Origin of the sequence: Persicimonas caeni, assembly GCF_006517175.1 — a bacterium.
Taxonomy (GTDB): Bacteria; Myxococcota_A; Bradymonadia; order Bradymonadales; family Bradymonadaceae; genus Persicimonas; species Persicimonas caeni.
The window spans coordinates 4,131,888-4,152,342 of sequence record NZ_CP041186.1 but is presented as its reverse complement, the minus strand read 5'-3'; the positions used below and the strand labels follow the sequence as shown (position 1 = coordinate 4,152,342).

The window sequence follows — 20,455 nt, the reverse complement described above, 5'->3', positions numbered from 1 at the left end:
AACATGGGGGACACCTCCATTCACGCCGATGAAATTGTCGCAGAAAGCCTGCAGCCCGGCGACAAGATTCGCCTCAACGGAAAGGCGGCCGAGGTGATTCTTATCCATGACGTGGGCGGATCACCCTACCTACGCGCCGTCATCGAGGGCATGGGAATCAAGTCCGTCGCCTTGGCGGATGTGACCGTCGAGAAGGAAGGCGGAGACGAGCTCGACACGATTCCGCTCGACGACATCCAGTCGGCCGACCGCTTCGACCTGCGAGTCCGCGCGATTCAACTCCGCTTGGCCCACAACCAGGGCAAGCTCCTGAGTATCTCGAACTCGCTCGTGCGCCTCGAGCCATACCAGCTCGCCTGCGTCAACCAGGTGATGGGTAAGCTGCGCCAGCGCGTACTGATTGCTGACGACGTCGGTCTCGGTAAGACCATCGAGGCCGGGCTGCTCCTCAAGGAGCTCGAGGCTCGCCGGCGCGCCGACCGCGTGTTGTTCGTGGTGCCGGCGCACCTGCAGGGGAAGTGGATCCGCGACATGCAGCGGTTCTTCGACATCCGGCTCACCCAGGCGAACCGGCTGTGGGTCGATGGCGAGCGACATCGGCTCGGCGAGGAGACCAATATCTGGAAGCAGGAGGGGCTGAGGCTTGTTACCAGCATGGCGTTCCTACGCCAGAAAGAGTTCCAGCGGGAGCTCGAAGATGCCTTCTGGGATGTCGTGGTGGTCGACGAATGCCACAAAGCGAGCAAACGCGGAAACTCGCCGAGTGTCACCTCGAAGCGCGTCGAGCAGGTCTGCCACAATTCGGATGCGCTCGTGCTGTTGAGCGCGACGCCGCACGACGGCAAGGAGCAGCCCTTCCGCTCGCTGATTAGCTATATCGATCCGTTCCGTGTCGCGACCGACCAGGAGCTCGATAAGCAGACAGTCGACGAGGTGATGGTGCGTCGGGGCAAGGACACCATCTTCGACGACGACGGCGAGCGGGTCTTTCCGAACCGAGACGTCCAGACCGTCGAGCTCGAGATGACGCCGAGCGAGAAGGACCTGTACGACGACGTGACGCACTACGTCCGTGAGATCTTTAACCGGTCTGAGAGGCTCAACGCGCCCGTCATCGGCTTTGCCATGGCGCTGATGCAGAAGCGCCTGGTCAGCAGCGTAGGGGCCATCAGAGAGACCATGAGGCGCAGGTTGCAGGGGCTGCTGGAGATCGACGAGGTCTCGCTGTCATCAGACGCCAAGGCATACCTCGATGGAGACGACCTCGAGGAGGACGACAAGGTCCGCGTCGAGCAGGAGTTGGAGAAGCTGACGGTCCCCGGCGCCGACGAGGAGTACGAGGCCGAAATCGAGGCGCTCCGAAAGATCGTGAAACAGGCTGAGGAGCTTCCGGTCGACACCAAAGGCCGGGCCTTCAAGAGCTTCATCCAGAAGCTCTTGGCCGAAAACCCCAACGAGAAGATTCTGCTGTTCACGGAGTACCGCGACACACTCGACTACATCCTCGACCTCGTCGCGGACGAGCCGTGGGCCGACGAAATTCTGCAGATCCACGGCGGCGTCGACAAAGAAGACCGCGCCAAAATCGAGCACGAGTTCAACTTCGGACGTTCGCGGTTTCTGTTCTGCACCGATGCGGCCAGCGAAGGTATCGACCTCCAGCACGCCTGCCACATCATGATCAACTACGAGCTGCCGTGGAACCCGAACCGGCTCGAGCAGCGGATCGGACGCATCCACCGCTATGGTCAGCAAAAAGAGGTCAAGGTCTGGAACTTCCAGTTCAGCGACACCCGCGAGTCGAAAATCTTCGGCATGCTGCAGCAGAAGATCGACAATATCCGCGACAAGGTTGGCGCCACCGCCGACGTACTCGGCATCCTCGACGGCCTCGACATCGAGGCTCTCGTCATGCGCTCGCTTCGCGACGACAAGCCGATCTCAGCGACGGCTGAAGAACTCGAGCGCGAGTTCGAAGAGCGCCAGCAAACCCTGCTCGAATGGTATGACCGAAGCCTCATCGACTGCACCACATTCGACGCCGAGAGCCGGCGCAAGATCATGGAGGTCGTCGACGAGTCCGAAGACATCTTCGGCACCGAGTCCGACATGCAGGACTTCATCGTCCACGGCGTCCAAACCCTCGGCGGCAGCGCAAAAGACGCATCGGCACGAGTCTTCGACCTCAAACTGCCCGACACGCTCAAACGCAAGCTCGGCAACGAGGCTCCCAATGGTCCGTTCACCACGGACCGCGACCTCGCCATGCGCCGCGACGACGTCACCTTCCTCGCCCCTGACTCCCCACTCGTCCAGGTCCTCATTGACCACGTCCTGAACGCTTCGCCCGCCGACGATGCGAGCTTGGAAGGGACGCCGCCAGGTAACTCGGGATTCGGTGGATCCGTCGGCATGAAGGTGCTGCCGTTCCTCGACCGCCCGGGCATCACCTACGTCTACCGCACTGCCTTCGAGGACGGCACCAACGAAGTCCTGCGCGAAGAGCTATGGCCGGTCTTCGTCGACGCCCAATCCCTCGACGCCCGCACCGACCTCGGCAAACGCGTTCTCGACGGCACCAGCCTGCAGATATCCGCCGACCTCGACGCAGCCAAGTCGCTCATCGAACACGAGCGCGAGCTGCGCAAAGCCGCCGAACGCCAACTCGCCCACGACCTCGCCGCCCAACGCGACGAACTCGTCGCCAAACGCCGCCGCGAAACCGACCGCGAACTCGAACACGTCGGCGAATACCGCCGAGCGGAGCGCGAGCGCGTCCAGAAGTTCATCTCCGCCTATGAGGCGAAGCAGGCCGAGGGCAAGGACATGGAGATTGCTATCAAGGGCCAGAGGCACCGGCTGAAGCACCTCGAGGAGCGTACGGCGAAGCGAGAGGAGAATATCCGGCGCAAGGCCCAGGTGGTGTCGTTGGAGCCTGAGTTGGTGGGTGTTTGTTTGAGTTTGCCAAGTTGAGGTGCACCAGATGAAAAAGGGGCAATACTGTACGGGTGTGAACCCTGCGAAGTACGACCTGATCGTTTCATTTTAGATGATAGAGTAAATAAATCACTTGCGCCGCTCGCAGCGAATTCTTGCAATGTGCTGCAATGAGCAATGCTCGAACTGCCGCCACTACTTTAAACTAACGCTAGCTCCAACTGAGTTTACTAACCTTGAGAGAAGCGGACCTATGGCTGTAGATATGCGCGTTTACGAGTTGGCAGAAGAGCTGGGGCTGAATCGCCAGAAGCTAGTACAGCTGATCAACGAGCTGCCCGTTGGCTTCACCGTCAACAACTACATGACCAAACTCACTGGCGGTGAAGTTCAGACCATCCGCAATGAATTGGCATCGGGAGGCCGAGCGGATCCAGCCTCGAAGGAAGTAGAAGCGGTTCATTACATCAGCATCAATCCAAACGCCGAATCGTATGCTCGTGACGTGCAGCCTGCGCTCGATTGGAAGTCTGCCATCTTTGACGACCTGACGCAGGGAGGAAGGCAGCTTAGCTGGTACAATTATGGAGCAAATCGAGAGGGCAAGGTTGTTTCGCTCTTCGGTGAAATCTATTGCTGCCGGGCAGGACTGCACCACAGCAGGCCGGATACGATGTTCATCTTTCGAGTTGAAGACGCAGACAGCAACTTGCCTCGCTACGTGCCAAAGTCGTACCAGGCGAAGTTCAAACTGCTGGAGAGGAATGATTCGCCACCTCGTGGAAAGCCGTTGGTGCATCTTTTTGGTGATGAGGCAAAGCCTCCCCAATCGAAAGAAGACGAGTCCCGGGTGCAGGTTGCGACGCCTACTATCAAACGTCGACGTGTTTCACGGAGTGGCGTTATCGCAGAGGACATCCTGGGATCGTTCGATGATGAAGCGATACCGAGTACTCATCTCAAGGAGCTCCTGCATCGAGATCCACTCACATTAGCCAGATCTTGGCGTCCTCGAACTTTTGAGAAAGCCAACAAGAACCCCGGCGAGTTCTTGGACTCGTTTCGCCAACCATGGCAAAAATTCAATCTCCTGAAGGAAGCCCCTGAGTCGCTTAGTCTTCCGTTGCGGAACATCATGCGTGGAGGAGACAAGTCTCGATGGCTCGCGAAGACCGAATTTGAGGCAATCCTCGAGCTATTTAGTCTCGAGGCTCTGAACACATATATTCAAAACCGCCACCACGATGATCTCGCCGGCCAGCGCCTTTTGCGAGCATTCGCCGACATCCCGCTTGCTAATCAAACGCGTTGCAAGGTGTGGAAGGAAATCGCTGCCTCTCTGCCCACCGAACAATTGCCGTTCGAAATCGCTCACACGCTGAAGTCGCTCAAGCCATATCCTGCTGACCAGCGGCACGTCTGGTTTGAACAAATTGGGAAGCTGATAGCTGACGAGAATTCACCTGGCAGTGATTCAGAACTACACGACCTATTCAACGATAGTGGCATCAACAGCGCCTATCCCGATGCTTTGAGTTGGGCGAAGACTTTTCTCGCATCTGAACCGCAGCCGGATTCATCAGATGAAGCTCCAGACACCGACGAGTCTGCGCAAGTGTCTTCGCAACCAAAACAGTTCGACGAATCCGTACAGGATGTTGCATCAGACGGCTTGAACGAACCAAGCGATGAGTGGCCGGTTTTCCTCGCTTGGGTGGTCGAACGTAGCGGAACCGCTGCTGCTACAATCCAGCAAACAGTGTCGCGCGCGCAGCGGACGCTCGAGAACTGTCAGGCGTTAGGTGCTCAGATATCTGAACCCGACGATGTCGTTAGGTGGCAAAAGGCGATCGGGGAGTTGCGACAAGAGATCGTTGACTGGCTCGAGGAGTTTCCCGAAGTCGAAGCACTGCGACAAAATCGGGACGAATGCCAGTCGGCGTTCAACCGCGCCAGCGATGTGCTCGGCGACAAGGGAGCCTGCCTTGTTCTGGAGCTCGAGGCTCCAGTGCCTTCGGAGCTTCAAAATGCCCTGGACGTGTTCGATGCTCAAGAGGAGCTTGTGTCGGATCTTCCTGCTTGGCTCGTCAAGCCGACCACAGAGGCAAGCAGCGAAGAAAGCCAGCTAGATTCCGCGCATTGGCTCGCGGCATTGTGCGACTCGAGTTTTCGCAAGGGAGTTGTTTCGTTAAGTCGAGCCATTGACCAAGCAGGGCTGACTTCTGCACAAATCGATATCGCCTCCATTTCTCCGCCTGATGAGGAGTTGGAGACATCTGAAAGGCTTCAGCATTTCGATCGCTCGTTTCGAGCACTACTCGATAATGCCAGCCTCGGAGATGTTGATGACGCGCACACAGAGTGGATCTCGAGAGCACGTGAGCATGGTATAAAACCCGATGCCCTTCGAGAGACATATGAGGAGGTTATATCCATCACTCCCCAATTGGGAGCTTCTCTCGTTAAGGAGTTTATTCGACATCTTGAAGGCGAAGAACCCGAAGCCATTCGCAGTTACGTAAGTCGGTTCAAGAAGGCGGCGAATGAGTTTTTGGACTTTGTGGGGACTGAGCAGATCGATGCGCCTCTTTCCATGATTGAGCAGCGCATGACGACTCGAGGCGAAGAGGGATCGGTGGCCACCTTTGCGCACGACCGTGTTACAGGACGCGGCCGTTTGGCAACTTTGCTCGTCGTCGAGAAAGAGGACTACTGGTGGATGTATCTGCCTGTTGTCATCGAGACAGACCGGCGGCGTTCCATGGACTTCGAACTTGAGGCCGATCTCGAACGTCCTTCGTTGAAGGAGACTTGGCCTCCGCGTCGAGCATCGATACGTCCAAAAACAGTGTCGATCGCACCGGAAGATTGGATTGAGAGTCCTTCCGACTCCTCAAAATTTCGCTACGAAATCAAGCTTGAACTTCCCTTTCGTGAGCCCCCGGACACCTACCTACATGTAAAGCTGCGAGGAGTTCGTGGATCACGCGTCTTGGCCGAGAAAATATTGAGGTGGGACAGCAGATGCTCTAAGAATCGCGAAAAAGCGAGCCTGGACTGGGGCCAAGATGCGATGGACTACATTAGGGAGCATCCGATTGGCATTCAGAAGAGTAGGGATGCCATCATCAAATGTCTCCTAAATACTCAATCCGTAGCTGTATTTGCCCCTCGTCGTTTCGGCAAGACAACCATTGCCAGATACATAAAGGAAGAGGGCCCAAAGCAGCAATTACTCGTCGCAGAGACGATCAGCTGCACGTCAAACCGCCGAGAAGACAATCGGCCCGGACTCAAATATCATAAAATCTGGAACGAGGTTTCGGAGGACCTTCAACTTAAAACAGGGAGTTCTCTAACTCTTCCATCCGACGCAAGACTCCCTTCTCGTGACGCTTTTGATCACGTTCGAGAGGCTGCCCATCGAAGAGGATACGAAGCAATAGCATTGGTCATCGACGAAGCACAGCTCTTCTTTCCACCGTCAGATGGGGGGCGACTCGGCGATCTGATAAAGGACCGCCTCGAAAATGAATGGGCACTTCGTCGTCCAGGTAAAGTGCCACTTGTCTTCTGCTTCATTGGTCTTCCCGAGCTTCGAAAGAGAATCCCGAACTTGCTGGGAGCCACAACAACATTCAGGTCAACTCCTGCGGAAGAACAAGACCTCTACAAGCTTATCGAACAACGCAGCGGCAAGCTTCTTGAAACGACTCGCGGGGCAAGACTGCTTCTTAGTCAAGTCTCCGAAAACTTCTACGTATTGCAACAGCTCTTGAACGCTCTTGTCTCATTGATCAACCAAGAAGGACGATGGTGGTTCAATAGACGTGACGTCAATCAAGTTTATGACGGCCTTCTCCGAGACCTGCGCAATGGCGGCGCATCAGAACTCGGGGGCCGAGTGAGAGATGCCCTCAACGAAGCAGAAAGTGTGAACGAGTGGCGACCAAGGCGTGAATACCCCGTCGCTGCGGCGCTTGCGCATACAAAATACGAAACTGGTGCGCGAGGCAAAGATCTGCTCCATCTCGTGGTACGGAAACTAAACGACTGGATTGATATCCTCGGAGGTTATGAAGGGAATGGCCTCCGCTACGATGTCCGTCTCGTGACAGAGAACCTCAGTCGCTTGAGTGACAGTGAACTACTCAAGGGCACTTCATTTCGCTCCAAATTGCTCGAAGCTTGGCTCATCGGACGTGTCGAATCTGGGATCGAGCTGGAATCTGAGATGCGAGACTGCCTTTTTCGAGGAGCGGTACCACACGTCACTGTTCCAGCAGACGCTGAGGAGGTTGCGTCGGGCTCCCAAGCGAGAATCTTACTGTCAGAGACGTCAGGCACGAAGAAAGTCTATCGCGAGGTTCGTGTTGGAAACGACCAAACGCGCGCCGAGGTGCTCGGTAATTTGACTACCCTCAAAGAGGTGCTCGCAGCCGCATCAGCTCATGAGGGGACGCCTTACGTTTTCGAGCTCGAGCAGGTGGGTCTATCATCACGGGACGCATCGCGCATTATCGAAGTTTACCCTTGGATTGAAGGTGCAGACTTAGGTTCCTATGAAGGGAGGTTACCCGCTCAAGCTGTGGTCGATCTCGGTGAACGTCTTGCAAAGGGCTTGCAGTTTCTCCATGGCTGCAACGTACTGCATCGAGACATTCGCCCACGCAACGTGGTGCTCCGACATCGAGGAAAGACGCCCGTATTGATCGACTTCGGACTTGCTCGCCTCTCCAACAGAGTCGGTGACACAACCATCCCCGATGAGTTCGCGGCGCCGGAAGTTCGCTCTGGTAGCGGGCGGTGGAGTAACGCAGCTGACGTATTCAGTCTTGGTCAGACTCTAAGCCATGTACTCAATACCGATACTGCGCCAACGGAATTGCTCGAGCTTCTCGTGCAGTGCGCGAAAGAGGACCCAACGGAGCGGCCATCTAGCCACAACGGAGCATTGGTTGATGCGTTTGCAGAGATTGGAACAACATTGGAGCTATCCCGCAAGAGAGAGGATTCCTGGCGGGAATTTCGGAAACTCATGGGAACCAATCTAGCCAAGAGCTGGTTTGGAGACATCTGTAAGAAGTTTCGAGCAACGATTGAAGCCGCCGAAATCGGCCTACTCCTCAGCGATTTCGACCGCGCATCGGCAGCAGCGGACTTTCTAAACCATGTGATGGAGGCATCACCGTATGGTTGCGATAATCTAAAACAGTTGGAGGACAAGACACGCGACCGAAATGATCGCAGCGCGCTCAAATTTGTCCGACACTTACGAAATCTCGACGCCCATCCATTCAAGAACGACGATCGGCGTTACAGAAAGTTTCAAGAGCATCCCGCCGAAGAACGGAAACACACGATGGAGGTTGCAGCCGAGATCATAGGTGCGGAGTCTGAACTAGACTCCCTTGGAAAAGTCCTAGAGTGGTTTCTAGCTTCCGAGTAGCACCAGCTTGATCTTATTGGTCCTCAATCAATCCGTGAACGACACTGAAGGATTCACGGCGCGCCGCTTCGCACACACCCTCGAGAGCGCCGCTCAGTCACTCACTCTGCGACTCGCAGAAGCGGCTCTTCGTACCCTGCGAGATAGCACATGGTCGCATACCCGAGCTGAGACATACGACGCAGGTGACGCGGGACTTCGACAGACAACGGGAGAGCCACAGCAGGACGCAGACCAGCTCCGACGAGGAGACTGTCAATACGGCGGACAGTGCGAGCAAGCCGTACAAGCTGAGGCCGGCCCGGAGTCAAGAAATCCACCGTGTCACCCGACCGCAAGCGAAAGAGCCCCAGCAATAATCGACAGGCATTCTCGTAAGGACTTTCGTATTTGCGCAAGACCTTTCGCGCCACTTTTCCCTCGGAGACCTCGTCGATGAGCTCGGGCAACCGTGCGAGGACGTTGCGTAAACTCCGACTGGCACGGCCGAACAACTCCTTCGCAGAATCTGCAAGTGTGCCCACAAGTTCCGGATCACGCCAAATAGCAGAACCGAGCACACCGACAGCTGCGTTGGACAATGCTGGGTTGAACTCGTCGCCCGAGTTCCAGCGGTGTAGCAGTTCGAGCAATCGCTCTACGAGTTCTCTTCGCTCTCCCTTCCCATCTCCGAGAGCATCCTTGAGATTCCAGACTTCGGTTCGTCCAGCTTCAAGATCTTCGGCGAGGGCCGCTTTCTCGATCCGGTCGAAGATGCGCGCTGCCTCGTCGACGGACTTCGCCGGCGCGCATCCTCGGTCGTCATACGGCGGCACGAGAAAATTTCGATCCGCGATTTGGTCCCACGTCTTACCTTCGGTATGCCACGAAGCAGAAACACGCGCCGCGGCGTCCTCGACCTCCGCGCGCAACACTAACTCCCAATTGCGTTCAATGCCGTGTTTGTAGGAAAACCGACCACGCAGCGTCGAGTCATCGTTCCCCGTTATCTTGTCGAGCCGCACATGGCCTTCAATGCCAAGCGAACGGCGAGTTCGTTCGTCACCGACCATTGGAAGGATGCAGGACGAGCTCGCAGCGGGTGGAATTAGGTTTGCGGGCACGTCGATGTCGACTGTCTCACCAGCCGCAACACCGCGCTCGGTCTCGGCGATCAGCGGCAGGATTTCGTAATGACCATCTCGAATAACTTCGACTGCCATGTTCTGGAGCCAATCCTGCCAGGTGGGCAGGTCGGCTTCATGCCGGGCCGCCAAGAGGTTTGCGCCTGTGGCAACCACGCCAGCATCTGCAATCAGATGGTTTGAACCCGGCAAGATGACATGCGCGGGCGGATTTGGCTTCGCGCCAGCCGTTCCAGGGACAAAAGAGACAATCGCCCCCTTTTTCAATCCTTCAAAAAACCCGGAGGAAGCACAGTTATTGGGATGCATGAAGACGTCCTCGCCTGTTTCTCGACTGGCAAAGCCGAAGCCCTTTTGAAGCGAAGCGAACTTCACAGTGCCCCACTGGCGATTTGGCGATCGTCCGGCAAGGCCAGCATCGAGGGAGGCGACGTCCGCGACGTCTGCGTCGGCGATTCGAAAGGGACGCCCAACCATCAGGATTTTACGAGGCACGCCTTTTTCGAGTTCCCCGAGCAGCTCCTGGACAGTTCGTCCAGCGAATACGTCGGCGAGTCGCTCTTCGAACAACTGTTTCCACGTGGTTACCAGTCTTTCCCACAGCTTTGCGCTGTGCCTCAGAACGAGCCACTGGTCGCTGGTGCCATCGACTGGCATGACAATTCTGCCCTCTTCGAGAAGACGCTCAATTCGACCCGATGCAACCAATTGCTGCGCGAGCGCAGCCCGCTTGTGGAGTCCGTGCTCCTTCAGAAGTTGCTCGGCGTAGTCGAGCTGGATTTGCCTGTACGTGAGAACATCATCGATGTCTGTCGTAGCGAGAGACGGTCGGCGCTCCCACAGGATCCCAGCAGAGTCTGGAACTGCTTCCTCCAACTCCTGTACATGCCGAGCTACCAGTGGCGTCATGGTGAGACTCGGCGCTTCCGCGTCAACCACGAGGACGAGGTCGCTCTCTTCGACGTCGAGTTCGCCCTTGGCCTGCCAGCCAGTTGCAGCAGCGACGCTCCGCCAAACCGGAAAGCACTTACCCAACCCCTTGCTTATCGCATTGCGGATCCGCGACCGGCTGATGGCATCAACCGTGTCGGGGATGGCTACGCCAATTGTTCGTGTTTGATCTGAGCCGAGTTCGCTGGCCAACTGCTGGGCCACCGCCCTGCCCGCTCGGTAGGCGTGTGCCAACTCGACCGATGCTGATTCTGCGTCAAACACTTCTGCAAACGGGATGTACTGACCCGACGTCCCGGGCGGTAAAGCGGGCGAGTCAGGCTGTTCGACACTCCACAGAACCTCCGAATCGGGAAGGTTTCGCCGCACACCCACTGCATGCACTGACGTACGCTGCTTCGAGTTCCCAAAGACTCGCGGACGGCTAGTGCCGAGGTCCAGCCCGAGCGGCGACACCGCGGCACCAGGAAGGTTCGAAATCGAAGTCGAATCCGAATCAAGGGATGGCTCGGGTTGCGAGCCAAAAAGCCGTAGCAGCTCCCGCACGAGGAAATGCGATGCCTCGCCTATCCCCCCAATATCTGCAAAACCATCAAGTAGCGGTGACACCCGGGACTTTACGGTACGAAACAAGCGCAATGGCTGTCCCCGCTGAGATTCGAGTCGACCGAATTCAAGCACTCCTACATGATATTCGAACTGGAAGAGCGACGTGGCGCTTTCGTTCGATAGCGAAGCGAGCGCACCGATTTCGACATTGATCGTGTGCCCTCGTAAACTAAGCTCAATGATACGAAGCCGAGTGCGCCCTTCATCCGCGCTACTCTTCTGGGTATGCCCCCTCTTGTCTCGGTTGAGGCTGCTCTCTAACACAAATGTCACGCTGGGCTGGTCACTCCAGCTAGCCAAGTTCGACGGCTGCCTCAAAGCAATCGCTTCGTTACCAGGATCCCGCAGGATGATCGGCCCCTCCCACAACTGCACCCCTTGCTGCTCCGCTAATAGCGCAACAAAGCTCCAGAAGAGCGCCCCGGCGGTGCGCTCCCCGACGCGCACCCACGACTTTTCGAGGACATCGTCACGCCGCAACAACATCTGATAGGCGCGCCACACTCGCGAATAGTCGCGGTCGTCGAGCAGGACGTTCGTGGGCTGCGGCCGATAGCCCAGCGAAAGGAACGCTAATTCACTACGCTGAAACTTATTTCTGAGCAATCTAAGTGCGTCCTCAAGCTCATCAATGCTCGGATGCACTCCATCAGAATATGCGGCGGCAGCGTCGAGCCGTTGTTCGACATATCGCCGAAGCTCTTGCACCACCCGGCAAACCACCCGGTTTTCGAGCGTGTCGACCGAAAACCTACGCACGACGGCCTTGGCTTTTCGCTGCCCCGCGAGCTTCTCCTTCGCTGTCCGACCAGGCTGGCGCGCCAGCCATCGCATGCTCGCCTCGTCCATCTCACGCACGGCGTGCAGCGGACGCATCTCGTGCTGCCGGACGATCTTGGTGCGAGGTTCGCGCAGGATGTTGCCGATGGCTTCGAGGCACAGATCCAGGGCGCGTTGGCCGACATCGTAAGGAAGTGGACGTGCTCCTCCAGCGAGAACTTGCCGTATGGACCTTAGAACCTCCCGCAACATCACCGGTCGAGGTCGTCCTGTCAGCGGATCCCGCGGACTTGTAGAAGCCAGCAGATGTTCCGTAGCTTGAAGCGTGATCCAATGCGCCCCTTTCCTCGATGGCGTTTCATGAGCCGCTAACTCCTCGAGCCGAACTTCGTCGAGGTCCGCACCATGCACCGCGTCTGTCATTTCGTTGCTGGCTCGTCGACCCATCATCCCTCTTCCAGATATTTGGCGCTGTTCCAGACGAACGTGCCGTACCCGGACGAGCACGCGATGTCGAAATCATTCTCCAGGTGCAGGCTGAGCTCGGGGTCGGTCAGAACCTCCCGAATGGGCTCGAGACATTTGGTCTTCGATTGCCCGCGCGTCTCGATTCCGCGCAACCGCGGCATGATTCGCTGGACGACCTGGTCTTCGAACGCCAGCTTCATTGCCTTTTCTCGCTCCTTCTCATCGACGCCGGCGTCGATCACCTTGGGGTGATTGGCCATGTAATGCTCGATTGCCTGGAAGGGGCGGTGTCCAATCGCTCGGCCGACATATTGCAGGCATTCGTTGATGTGTTCGACTGCCTGTTTGAACACGCTAATCTCTTCGTCGGTAAAGGTGCTTCGGGACTGAACCCATCCGTCCCAGGTAGACTTCGCAATCAGCGGCACCGGTTCCGCGAGCTTGGCTTCCAAGCGCCTCTTGAGCTCGGTTGGGCGCGGGAAACTCAAGACGTTGCTACGGTCAAGAACTTTGTCCGATAGGGTCTTGGTCGTGGCGTCCTCGTTCATCGTGCCAGCCCACAAGACGTTGCGCCCAAGCTCAACGTCGTAAGACTCGACATCCGGTCCCAATCCGATCGATTTCTTAACCGGCTCTTGGTTGCCCCTGCGGTCCTCGAGCTTGCTCAGCAGGTCGCTGAAGTACAGCTCGACGTGGGCAAGGTTCATCTCGTCGAGCAGGACGATCATCATTCGATCGGAGAAGCCGCCCTCGTAACCGGGATCTGTCGGGTCCTTCTGGCTTTGGACGAGCGCCCGCAACAGATCGGTCGCATCGAACCTGTTGTCGATCGAGTTGAAGTAGCCAAAAAGCGACTCAGGGCTGTCCCAGTTTGGCTTCACGGCCAGCGGTAGAAACTGGAGCCCGCCGAAGCGAGCGTAAAGCTTCGGAAGTTGGCTTTTGCCTGTCCCGCTGACACCGGTAAGCACCGCGAGCGGCGACCACTCGGCCGTCTTCATCGACGTGTGAAACGCGTGCAGCAACCGCGGATTGAACTCCAGCCCCGACTCGCGACACTTGGTGTCGATCTGCTCCAGCCACTCGAGCTCCGACGCACCCGACGGCCGATCCGCGACGTCGCGTTCGGCGAGTTTCTTGATCGGCATTTCGATCGAGCCGATGCACGCATCGCGCTCCGCCGTCGTGTCATACATGCCGCGCAACCGCTTGACGTCTTCTTCGAGCTTCTTGCTCGCCGCCTCCATCGCCTGGACATCGCGCTTATATGTCTCGCTTAGCCTCTTCTGTTGCTCTACCTCTGCGGCCGTCTGCAGCGAGTTGGCCCGTTCAGCCTTGAGCTCGGCGATCTCCCGCGTCATCTGCTGTCGGGCAATGCGCCACTCATCCTTCTCCTTGCGCAGTTCCGCAAGGAGCTTTGCGTCCTTCTGCGATGGCCGCTCGGATAACTCTGAGCGCAATCGCTCGATCTCGCCTTCCAGCGACCCATTTTCAGCCAGGACCTCCTTTGGCTCTCGCTCTCCGAAACGCTCCCGCCACTCTTCATGTGCCTCAACGCGCTCGCGGAGCCTCCTGCGATCATCGTCGATCGCCTCAACGCGCTCAGCCTTAGCTTTGAGTTGTCGCTGAAGTTCCTCGACTTTTTCGCGCGCCCGCAGTTCTATCTTGTCTTCGATTTGGGCGCGCTCTTCCTCCAGCACACCTTCCAGGCTCGTAAGTCGATGCGCCTCACGATCGAGCGTTTGCTGCTTCTCCTGTACCTCCTTTTCCCGCTCGTCCAACGCGTTCTCACGCTCATCGAGCTTTGACGTGCGGCGATCCAACTCGGCCTCGCGCTCGTTGATGAGTTCGTCGGCTCGCTCGCGCTGTGCCTCGATTTCTTCATCAAGCCGCTCGCGGCGGTCCTCGATCTCTCGGTCGAGCGCCTCAAAGCGACGCGTACGCTCCGCATCGATTTCCTCATCGAGAGCCTGCTCGCGCCTCTTCCGCTCTTCATCCCACTCGTTCTTTAGCTCGGTGAGCCGCTGAGTACGGAGCTTTTGGAAACCCGCGTCGGCCTCCAGCTCACGTTCCTTTAGGTCAGCTTCGCGTTTGTCGGCGTTACGCTCGCGCTCCTTGAGATCGGCTTCGCGTTTGTCCGCCTCTTGCTTACGCTGCTTGAGGTCGGCTTCGCGACTCGTGGCTTCGCGCTCTTGGTCGGCGATGGCATCTTCTCGGGCCTCGAGAGCGCATTCTTGCTCCTCGATCGTTTCTTCCCGGCCGCCGAGCTCGTCCGCGAGGGCCTCGAGCTTCTCGCGCTTCGCGTCCAACTCCGCCTCCTCTTCCTCCAGCACCGCCTGCGTCTGCTCCAATGCCGACTCCCTGTCGTCGAGCTGGTCCTCTTTGTCGTTTACCCTCTTCCATGAATCGGCGAGTCGCTGTCTTTCCTCCAGCAACTCATCGGGAGCTTCTACGGAGCTCTCCGTCAGTGCTTTACTTATCGTCTCATCCACGATTGCTTCGTCGTCTTGTTGACTCATCCCGCCTCTTTCCTGTTGTCATTCAGATTCTGAGACCGTCGTCAGCGCGGCATCGACGATCTTGTAGACCATCTCGGCAACTTCTCGTTGTTCTTCTGGTTCGATTCGACGTTCGGCTCCATGGCCTCGACGCCTCGAAAGCTCTCCGATTTTCAGCAGCCAGTCGGGCTGTAACTTCGATAGACGGCGCACCATCGTCTCTCGTCCCTCCGCGCCTCGGATAAGGCCAGCCCAAACGAGGGCGTTCAACGAACCCTTCCCTCGCTGGAGAGCATGCTCCAGCCGTTCCGCCCGCACTTTGAGCAGGTCTCTAGGCAGCGCCCCTTCTCGATTGAGCATGAATCCCATCTTGGCGGCCAATTCGAGCAGCGCCCTGGAGTTGTCCAGGTAGTCACCCGCTTCCTCGATCGGTGGCGTGGTCGCAACCAGTTCTTGTACGGCGGCCTCAACGGCCGATGCCCCTGAGATCACAAGGTCACGAAGCCGTCGATCGAGCCCGGGGCCGATTGATGACGCACCGTCATCGACCAACCAATCGATCTCGATTGCGCATTGCTCCATGTCGACCAAATTGCCCTTTAGTTTTGGACTCGCTTCTCGCACCTGTGGCACACGCGATTCAACTGCTTGTCTTGCGGACGCCCGGATCCGACACATCATCTCGGCATCCCATCCTCCGCCGGCTTCTGCCAGCACTGAATCACCTACCTCTGCCGGAGTCGGGAACAACGCTCGAACAAACCGACGTACCTGCTCGACGAGCTCGGCGATTCGCTGGATCGGAACCTCCTTCGATGACGCGTGTGCGGCCGTGCCTCGTTCGCTGTGCAGCTCGTAGAGGAAGTCAACCAGGCCGGGGTTCTCTTTGAACGCCCGCCGCATGGGGTGCTGCGGCATGTCGGCCGCGGTCATAATTGAGACAGCGAGCAGCGCGCGCAGCTCTCTATTGTCGTAACCAACCACGCCAAAGGCTTGACCTTGTGTGACTTTCAGAAGGGATGTCGCTTCGTCTTGATCGATGTGTCCGCCAAGTCGACGGATCACACCATGAAGTACCGACGCGTTACCCGCTGCGTTCTCACCAAATCCACCGACCACTGAAGTGCCTGCGTGGTCGCCCACCACGAAGCGCAAAGCGTCTTCGACTGCACGATATGCGCATCGAAGCACGCTTCTCGCTTCTTTGTCAGCGGCCGTCAGTCCTTCCCCTCCCTCGGTCACTCCTTCAGTCATTTTGTTCAGTGCTTCCTGCGTTTGCAGCAGTCCGGAGAGCACACCATCCGGCAACCGATCCAGTGGACCGACCTCGTCTTCGACCTCTCTCGCAGCTCGGCGCAGTTGAATCTCCAAGATCTCGGCAAACTCAACTGTATCCACGCCATAGCCGTCGCCTGTCGCCTTCTTGACCTTGTCCCTAAGGTTATTGGCACCTTGCTCCATCATTTGTGCCATTGTGCGCCGCAACCTGGGACTCGGGCCTAGTCCGAATGGGTCGCAGACTTGCCAGCTGCTCGAGCGAATGACATCGGACGGTACGAACACACACGTTGCCGCAAAGACGGCCTCCGGTTCGGGATCTACTAAACGCCCCCCATCGATCTGAGAGACTGGTACGCCAATGCTCCCCTTGTGATAGAAACCCGTGCGTCGTTCCCATACGTCAATTCGGCGAAAATGGCCGCGAACCGCATTTCCGATGGCATAGGAGTCCGGTGCTTGCGGTGGCGGCGAGCCGTGATGGTCAGGCCAGACAACAAAGGCGTCGGTGAGTCTTGATCTTGCCGGCCCACCCATTCGGACTGTCGCACTCCCGTTCGGCGTAATCTGCGAGTCGACTAACTGCATCGCATCGGCTTCGAAGCGCGGCCAAAGGCGCCCGGTAATCGCATCGACAAAGACCCGGCCAGTCTTTAGTTCCGGCTCTTGGTTCTCGAACTCTCGCAACTGCTCTATCGCAGAATCCGATGGCACGCCGTACTCATCCACATGGCCTTGGCGTCGCATCCGCTCCATCAAGAAGTCGACCATTTCGCCATCCAACTGCAGCACCTCTGAGAGCCGCGTTGTGCCACGTGCCCCTGCATGAGCAGCTTTCAGCAGAAACCGCTCGAAGAGATTAAACGGCTCGGGCTGTGGAAGGGGAACTACGACCCGATAAGCCCAGAATGGCCAAAGAAGCCACTGCTTGGTCTTTGGATTCCACCTGAATGGAAACGACGTCAGGTCGAAATCGAGCACCGGAGAATCTGCCCCGTGGAAATCACTTGATGCAGCCATATTCCCCCCTGCAAAGGTCGTCGTGGAACGCTATGAGCGGAGCGATTGCTTCGTCCGCTCCAGGCTCGCGAAGAAAACTGCGGTCGCCAACCACAATCAGGAGCTTGCGCTGTCGGCTCATGCTCACGCACATGCGGTTGGGTGACATCAGAAAGCCGTACTTGCTCTGATAGTCGTGCGGAGTCTTCGCGCGCTTGGTGTTACTACGTACCATGGAGAGAAAAACGACGTCGAATTCCTTTCCCTGGAAGGCATCGACGGTCCCCACACGCAGTCGCTCACGCCCATCAGGCAGGCGCAGGTAGTCTTCAGCAACACGGTACTCGTTCGGCTCGACTTGCTCCGCCAGTCCATGCTCGCACAGCGCCTGCCAGATTTCGTCGCGCTGTGCCCCATAGTATGTGATGACGCCGAATGAGAGATTCTTTTCCTGAGGAGCATCAATCAATCGCTTCAACTCCTCGGCGATGATTTTTGCTTCGGCGGGGCGTGACTTACTTTGACCGTCTACTTCTCGGCCAAACGGCCCCACGGGAACATCCAGCCAAGCGGCAACCGCATCTTCGTAGCCTGGCAGTTCGTGCTCGAAGTCATCGTTTTCGAGGCCAGAGCGAACTTCGAGATCCTCCGTCTTCTCGTAGAACTCGCGACTCACGAAGTCACCCAACTCGGGGTGCATGCGATATTGTTCATCGAGAGTGACGCAATATCTGCTATTCGCCGCCTCCATGAGCGTGCGACGAAGCCGCTCGAAGAGACTCTCCTCGATGAATTGCTCGACCCGCTCGGCCACCGACGGCCCGGCCTCTTCGTCGTCGTACATCTCTTTGAGCTCATCCTGAATGTGCCGGTCGACGATGTGGGGAAGCTGCCTGTGGTCGCCGACCAAAATGATACGACGTTCGGCCTGTGTCATCGGAATGAGTAGATCCAGCGGCGTGGAACGTGCCGCCTCGTCGATGATCACCGTGTCATACTTAATGGGCTCTCCCTTCTTCTGTCTGGCCAGGTAATGACTGGCAGATTGCTGGCAGGTCGCGCCTCTCACGGAGGTCAGCTCCTCGATGGTTCGACGGTATGCGTATGGCTCTCGCTCGAGCGTGTCGCAAAACTCAGCAGCCACGGCGTCGATCCCGGACATATCCTCGAGCGTTCGCTCCTCGAGCTCGTCTCGCACCTTGGCCAATAGCCCCCGCACTGCCTCCCTCACCGTAGAGCGAAGTTCGCTCCCCTCGGACGGCACGACACGGAGTAGAAGTTGATGCCGCATCTCTTCGAGGTACTCGAGAAACTCGAGGTCGTCCCCTTTGCGCCATGTTGCAGCCACGTCGAGCAAGGCTTGCTCTCCGTCGCCGAGTGTGAAGGGACCGTCGTGGCGCTCGAAGCGCAAAAGAAGGCTCTCGGCGTTACGTGCGCCATCATCCTCAAACGACGTGTTAGTCGTTCTAAGAGCGCGCACGGCTCGCACCAGGGATTGGCGCTCGGGATCCTGCGTGAAGGGACGCGCCAGACGACGAAGCTCGGCAATCTGCTCTCGAATCTCATCGAGCAATTCGATGGTCAAGTGATCGCCGGCACTGTCGATGACCCGCTGGAGCATTTGTGCAGTAGCAGCCGGCGGCCGCGGCGCAGTCAGGTAGTTGACGGTGATGTCATCGACGTGGCGCCGCGTCTCGCTCGGGGTTGACTCTGGAAGCCTCTCCCGTAAGGCCGCAATAGTCTCACCGCAGGTCCGCTCGACACGACCCATGTGCTCGGCGAAACCATCGCGACGATTGCGGCCGCCGAATTTGACCGCAGGCACACCATGAACCTCGATACGCTCGACAACGTTCTCGACGGCGTCGTGCTGGAAACCGGACAGCAGGATCTTCACCGGCTCGCCCGGCTCGTCGCCATGGATCTCATCCAGCATCTGCACAATGGCACGGATAACGGTCGTCTTTCCCGTGCCCGGTGGTCCATGGATTACTGCGATGTCTGGTGTATTGAGTGCAGCCCGTATCGCTTCGCGCTGGTTGGGAGTCGGTGGATGCTCCCCGAAAACACGCTTTTGTACTGCGGGTGAGAGCGACTCGACCGTATTCTTCCCTGGTGTGTTGACGGCACTTCCTTCGAGCAACAAGCCGAGATACGAAATCGGCCCCGACATTTGTCGAATGGTCTTCTGAGCCTCTTGGCGTCGCTCGTATACTTTCCAGTCACCGGTCAGCGAGACGTATAGGAAGCCTTTCTCAGGAGGAAGGTCATCGTCGTCCTGGAGTTCCAAGACAAGATGACCGGCGCGGAGCCTCGAACTGTAGATGTCCACTTCGCCTTGAAAAGGTCGTGTTGTGTGCGTGTGCTCGAAACCTCCCCATTCAAGCTCCTCGTTCGTCAAAATCGACGGCGCTGATTTCGCAGCTTCGATGTACACGTTCCCTTGCACGTGCTCGATCGCATCCGGAAGCCGTTCGAAGTCTTCCAAGTCGAAGCGAATCTTGGACTCTGACTGCCCGAATCCCCACTGATGGTAGCGGAACACGCCAAACTTTCGCGCATCTTCCAGCTTGAGCGCCCCCTCCATCTCGCCGTACTTGCGCCACAAGGCCAGGAAGCTGTCTCGTGCGCTAGTCAACTCTTCGAGTTGTGCTCGCAGTTTCGCCCCCTGTCGCGCTGCGACGCTGTGATCTTTAAAGGCGAGGCGGCCCTGGGCGAGCGCCACTCCTGCCGTTCCTGATGAAGCGGCTGTTCTGGTAGCCCCCGTAACCCGCAAACGCTGTCCATCTCCGTCAGGATGCTCCTCGCGCTTCACGAATACCCGCACAGATCGGCCGTGGAGCGTAAACGCGTCGAGATCGTCGCTGTCGACCTCAGCCCCGGCAGACAAAAAGGCGCTTACGACTTTGCTGGCCTTGTCATCAGCGTCGTCTTGAAGCCCGAGCAAGCACTGGTCGGTCAACCAGCTGACACACTCCTCAACACTGCTCAAACCAGAGTGGATATTTCGACACGCGTCGACTGACTCCTCGTCGACGGCAATATCCATCTCCAGGCGCTCGAGCGCATAGGGGAACTCGTGGACCTGCAGGATGATGCGGTGGTCGTCGATGCGGTTGAGCATCCAGGTGACCGACGGGCGATTGCGCACGAAAAGTCGTTCGAGTTCACGCCCATCATTGCCGCGCTCACCTTCCACGGCGAGCAACACGTCTCCCAGTTTGAGTACCGCGGTTTTGTCGCGAGAGCCCGCGATGAGCTCGACCTCGACTCCGGGCTTCAAATCCGCAGGGAACGGCTCATTATCGACTCGGCAAATGTGTATGGGCGTGACTCGCCCATGATCGAGTTGAGTGATCTTCATG

Annotated in this window: 6 protein-coding genes; 2 read left to right on the top strand and 4 right to left on the bottom strand. The window is 57.8% G+C overall.

Features of this window, described 5'->3' with window-relative positions:
- Positions 1–3: 3 nt before the first annotated feature.
- Together FIV42_RS15320 and FIV42_RS15315 are read left to right on the top strand one after the other, a co-directional pair.
- Entirely contained in the window at positions 4–2,973 is a 2,970-nt protein-coding gene (locus FIV42_RS15320; protein WP_141198539.1) for a helicase-related protein, read from the top strand.
- A gap of 217 nt (positions 2,974–3,190) precedes the next feature.
- Positions 3,191–8,386 (top strand): protein kinase domain-containing protein, encoded by a 5,196-nt coding sequence (locus FIV42_RS15315; RefSeq protein ID WP_168210676.1) that lies wholly within the window; start codon positions 3,191–3,193, stop codon positions 8,384–8,386.
- Positions 8,387–8,487: 101 nt separating this feature from the next.
- On the opposite strand, the gene FIV42_RS15310 is transcribed toward FIV42_RS15315, so the two are convergent.
- Genes FIV42_RS15310 through FIV42_RS15295 form a run of 4 tightly spaced genes read right to left on the bottom strand, consistent with a single transcriptional unit; the run spans position 8,488 to position 20,454 of the window.
- The gene (locus FIV42_RS15310) at positions 8,488–12,297 is read right to left on the bottom strand and encodes a DUF2357 domain-containing protein (protein WP_168210675.1); all 3,810 of its coding nucleotides are present in this window, start codon (positions 12,295–12,297) and stop codon (positions 8,488–8,490) included.
- Positions 12,297–14,834 carry a hypothetical protein gene (locus tag FIV42_RS15305; RefSeq protein WP_141198536.1) on the bottom strand — a complete coding sequence of 846 codons (2,538 nt, stop codon included), beginning with the start codon at positions 14,832–14,834 and terminating at the stop codon, positions 12,297–12,299. The genes FIV42_RS15310 and FIV42_RS15305 overlap by 1 nt, the downstream gene beginning before the upstream one ends.
- An 18-nt stretch (positions 14,835–14,852) precedes the next feature.
- On the bottom strand, positions 14,853–17,111 hold the full coding sequence (locus FIV42_RS15300; protein ID WP_141198535.1) for a hypothetical protein: 2,259 nt from the start codon (positions 17,109–17,111) through the stop codon (positions 14,853–14,855).
- The gene (locus FIV42_RS15295) at positions 17,095–20,454 is read right to left on the bottom strand and encodes a DEAD/DEAH box helicase (RefSeq protein ID WP_141198534.1); all 3,360 of its coding nucleotides are present in this window, start codon (positions 20,452–20,454) and stop codon (positions 17,095–17,097) included. The genes FIV42_RS15300 and FIV42_RS15295 overlap by 17 nt, the downstream gene beginning before the upstream one ends.
- Between the last annotated feature and the right edge of the window lies 1 nt (position 20,455).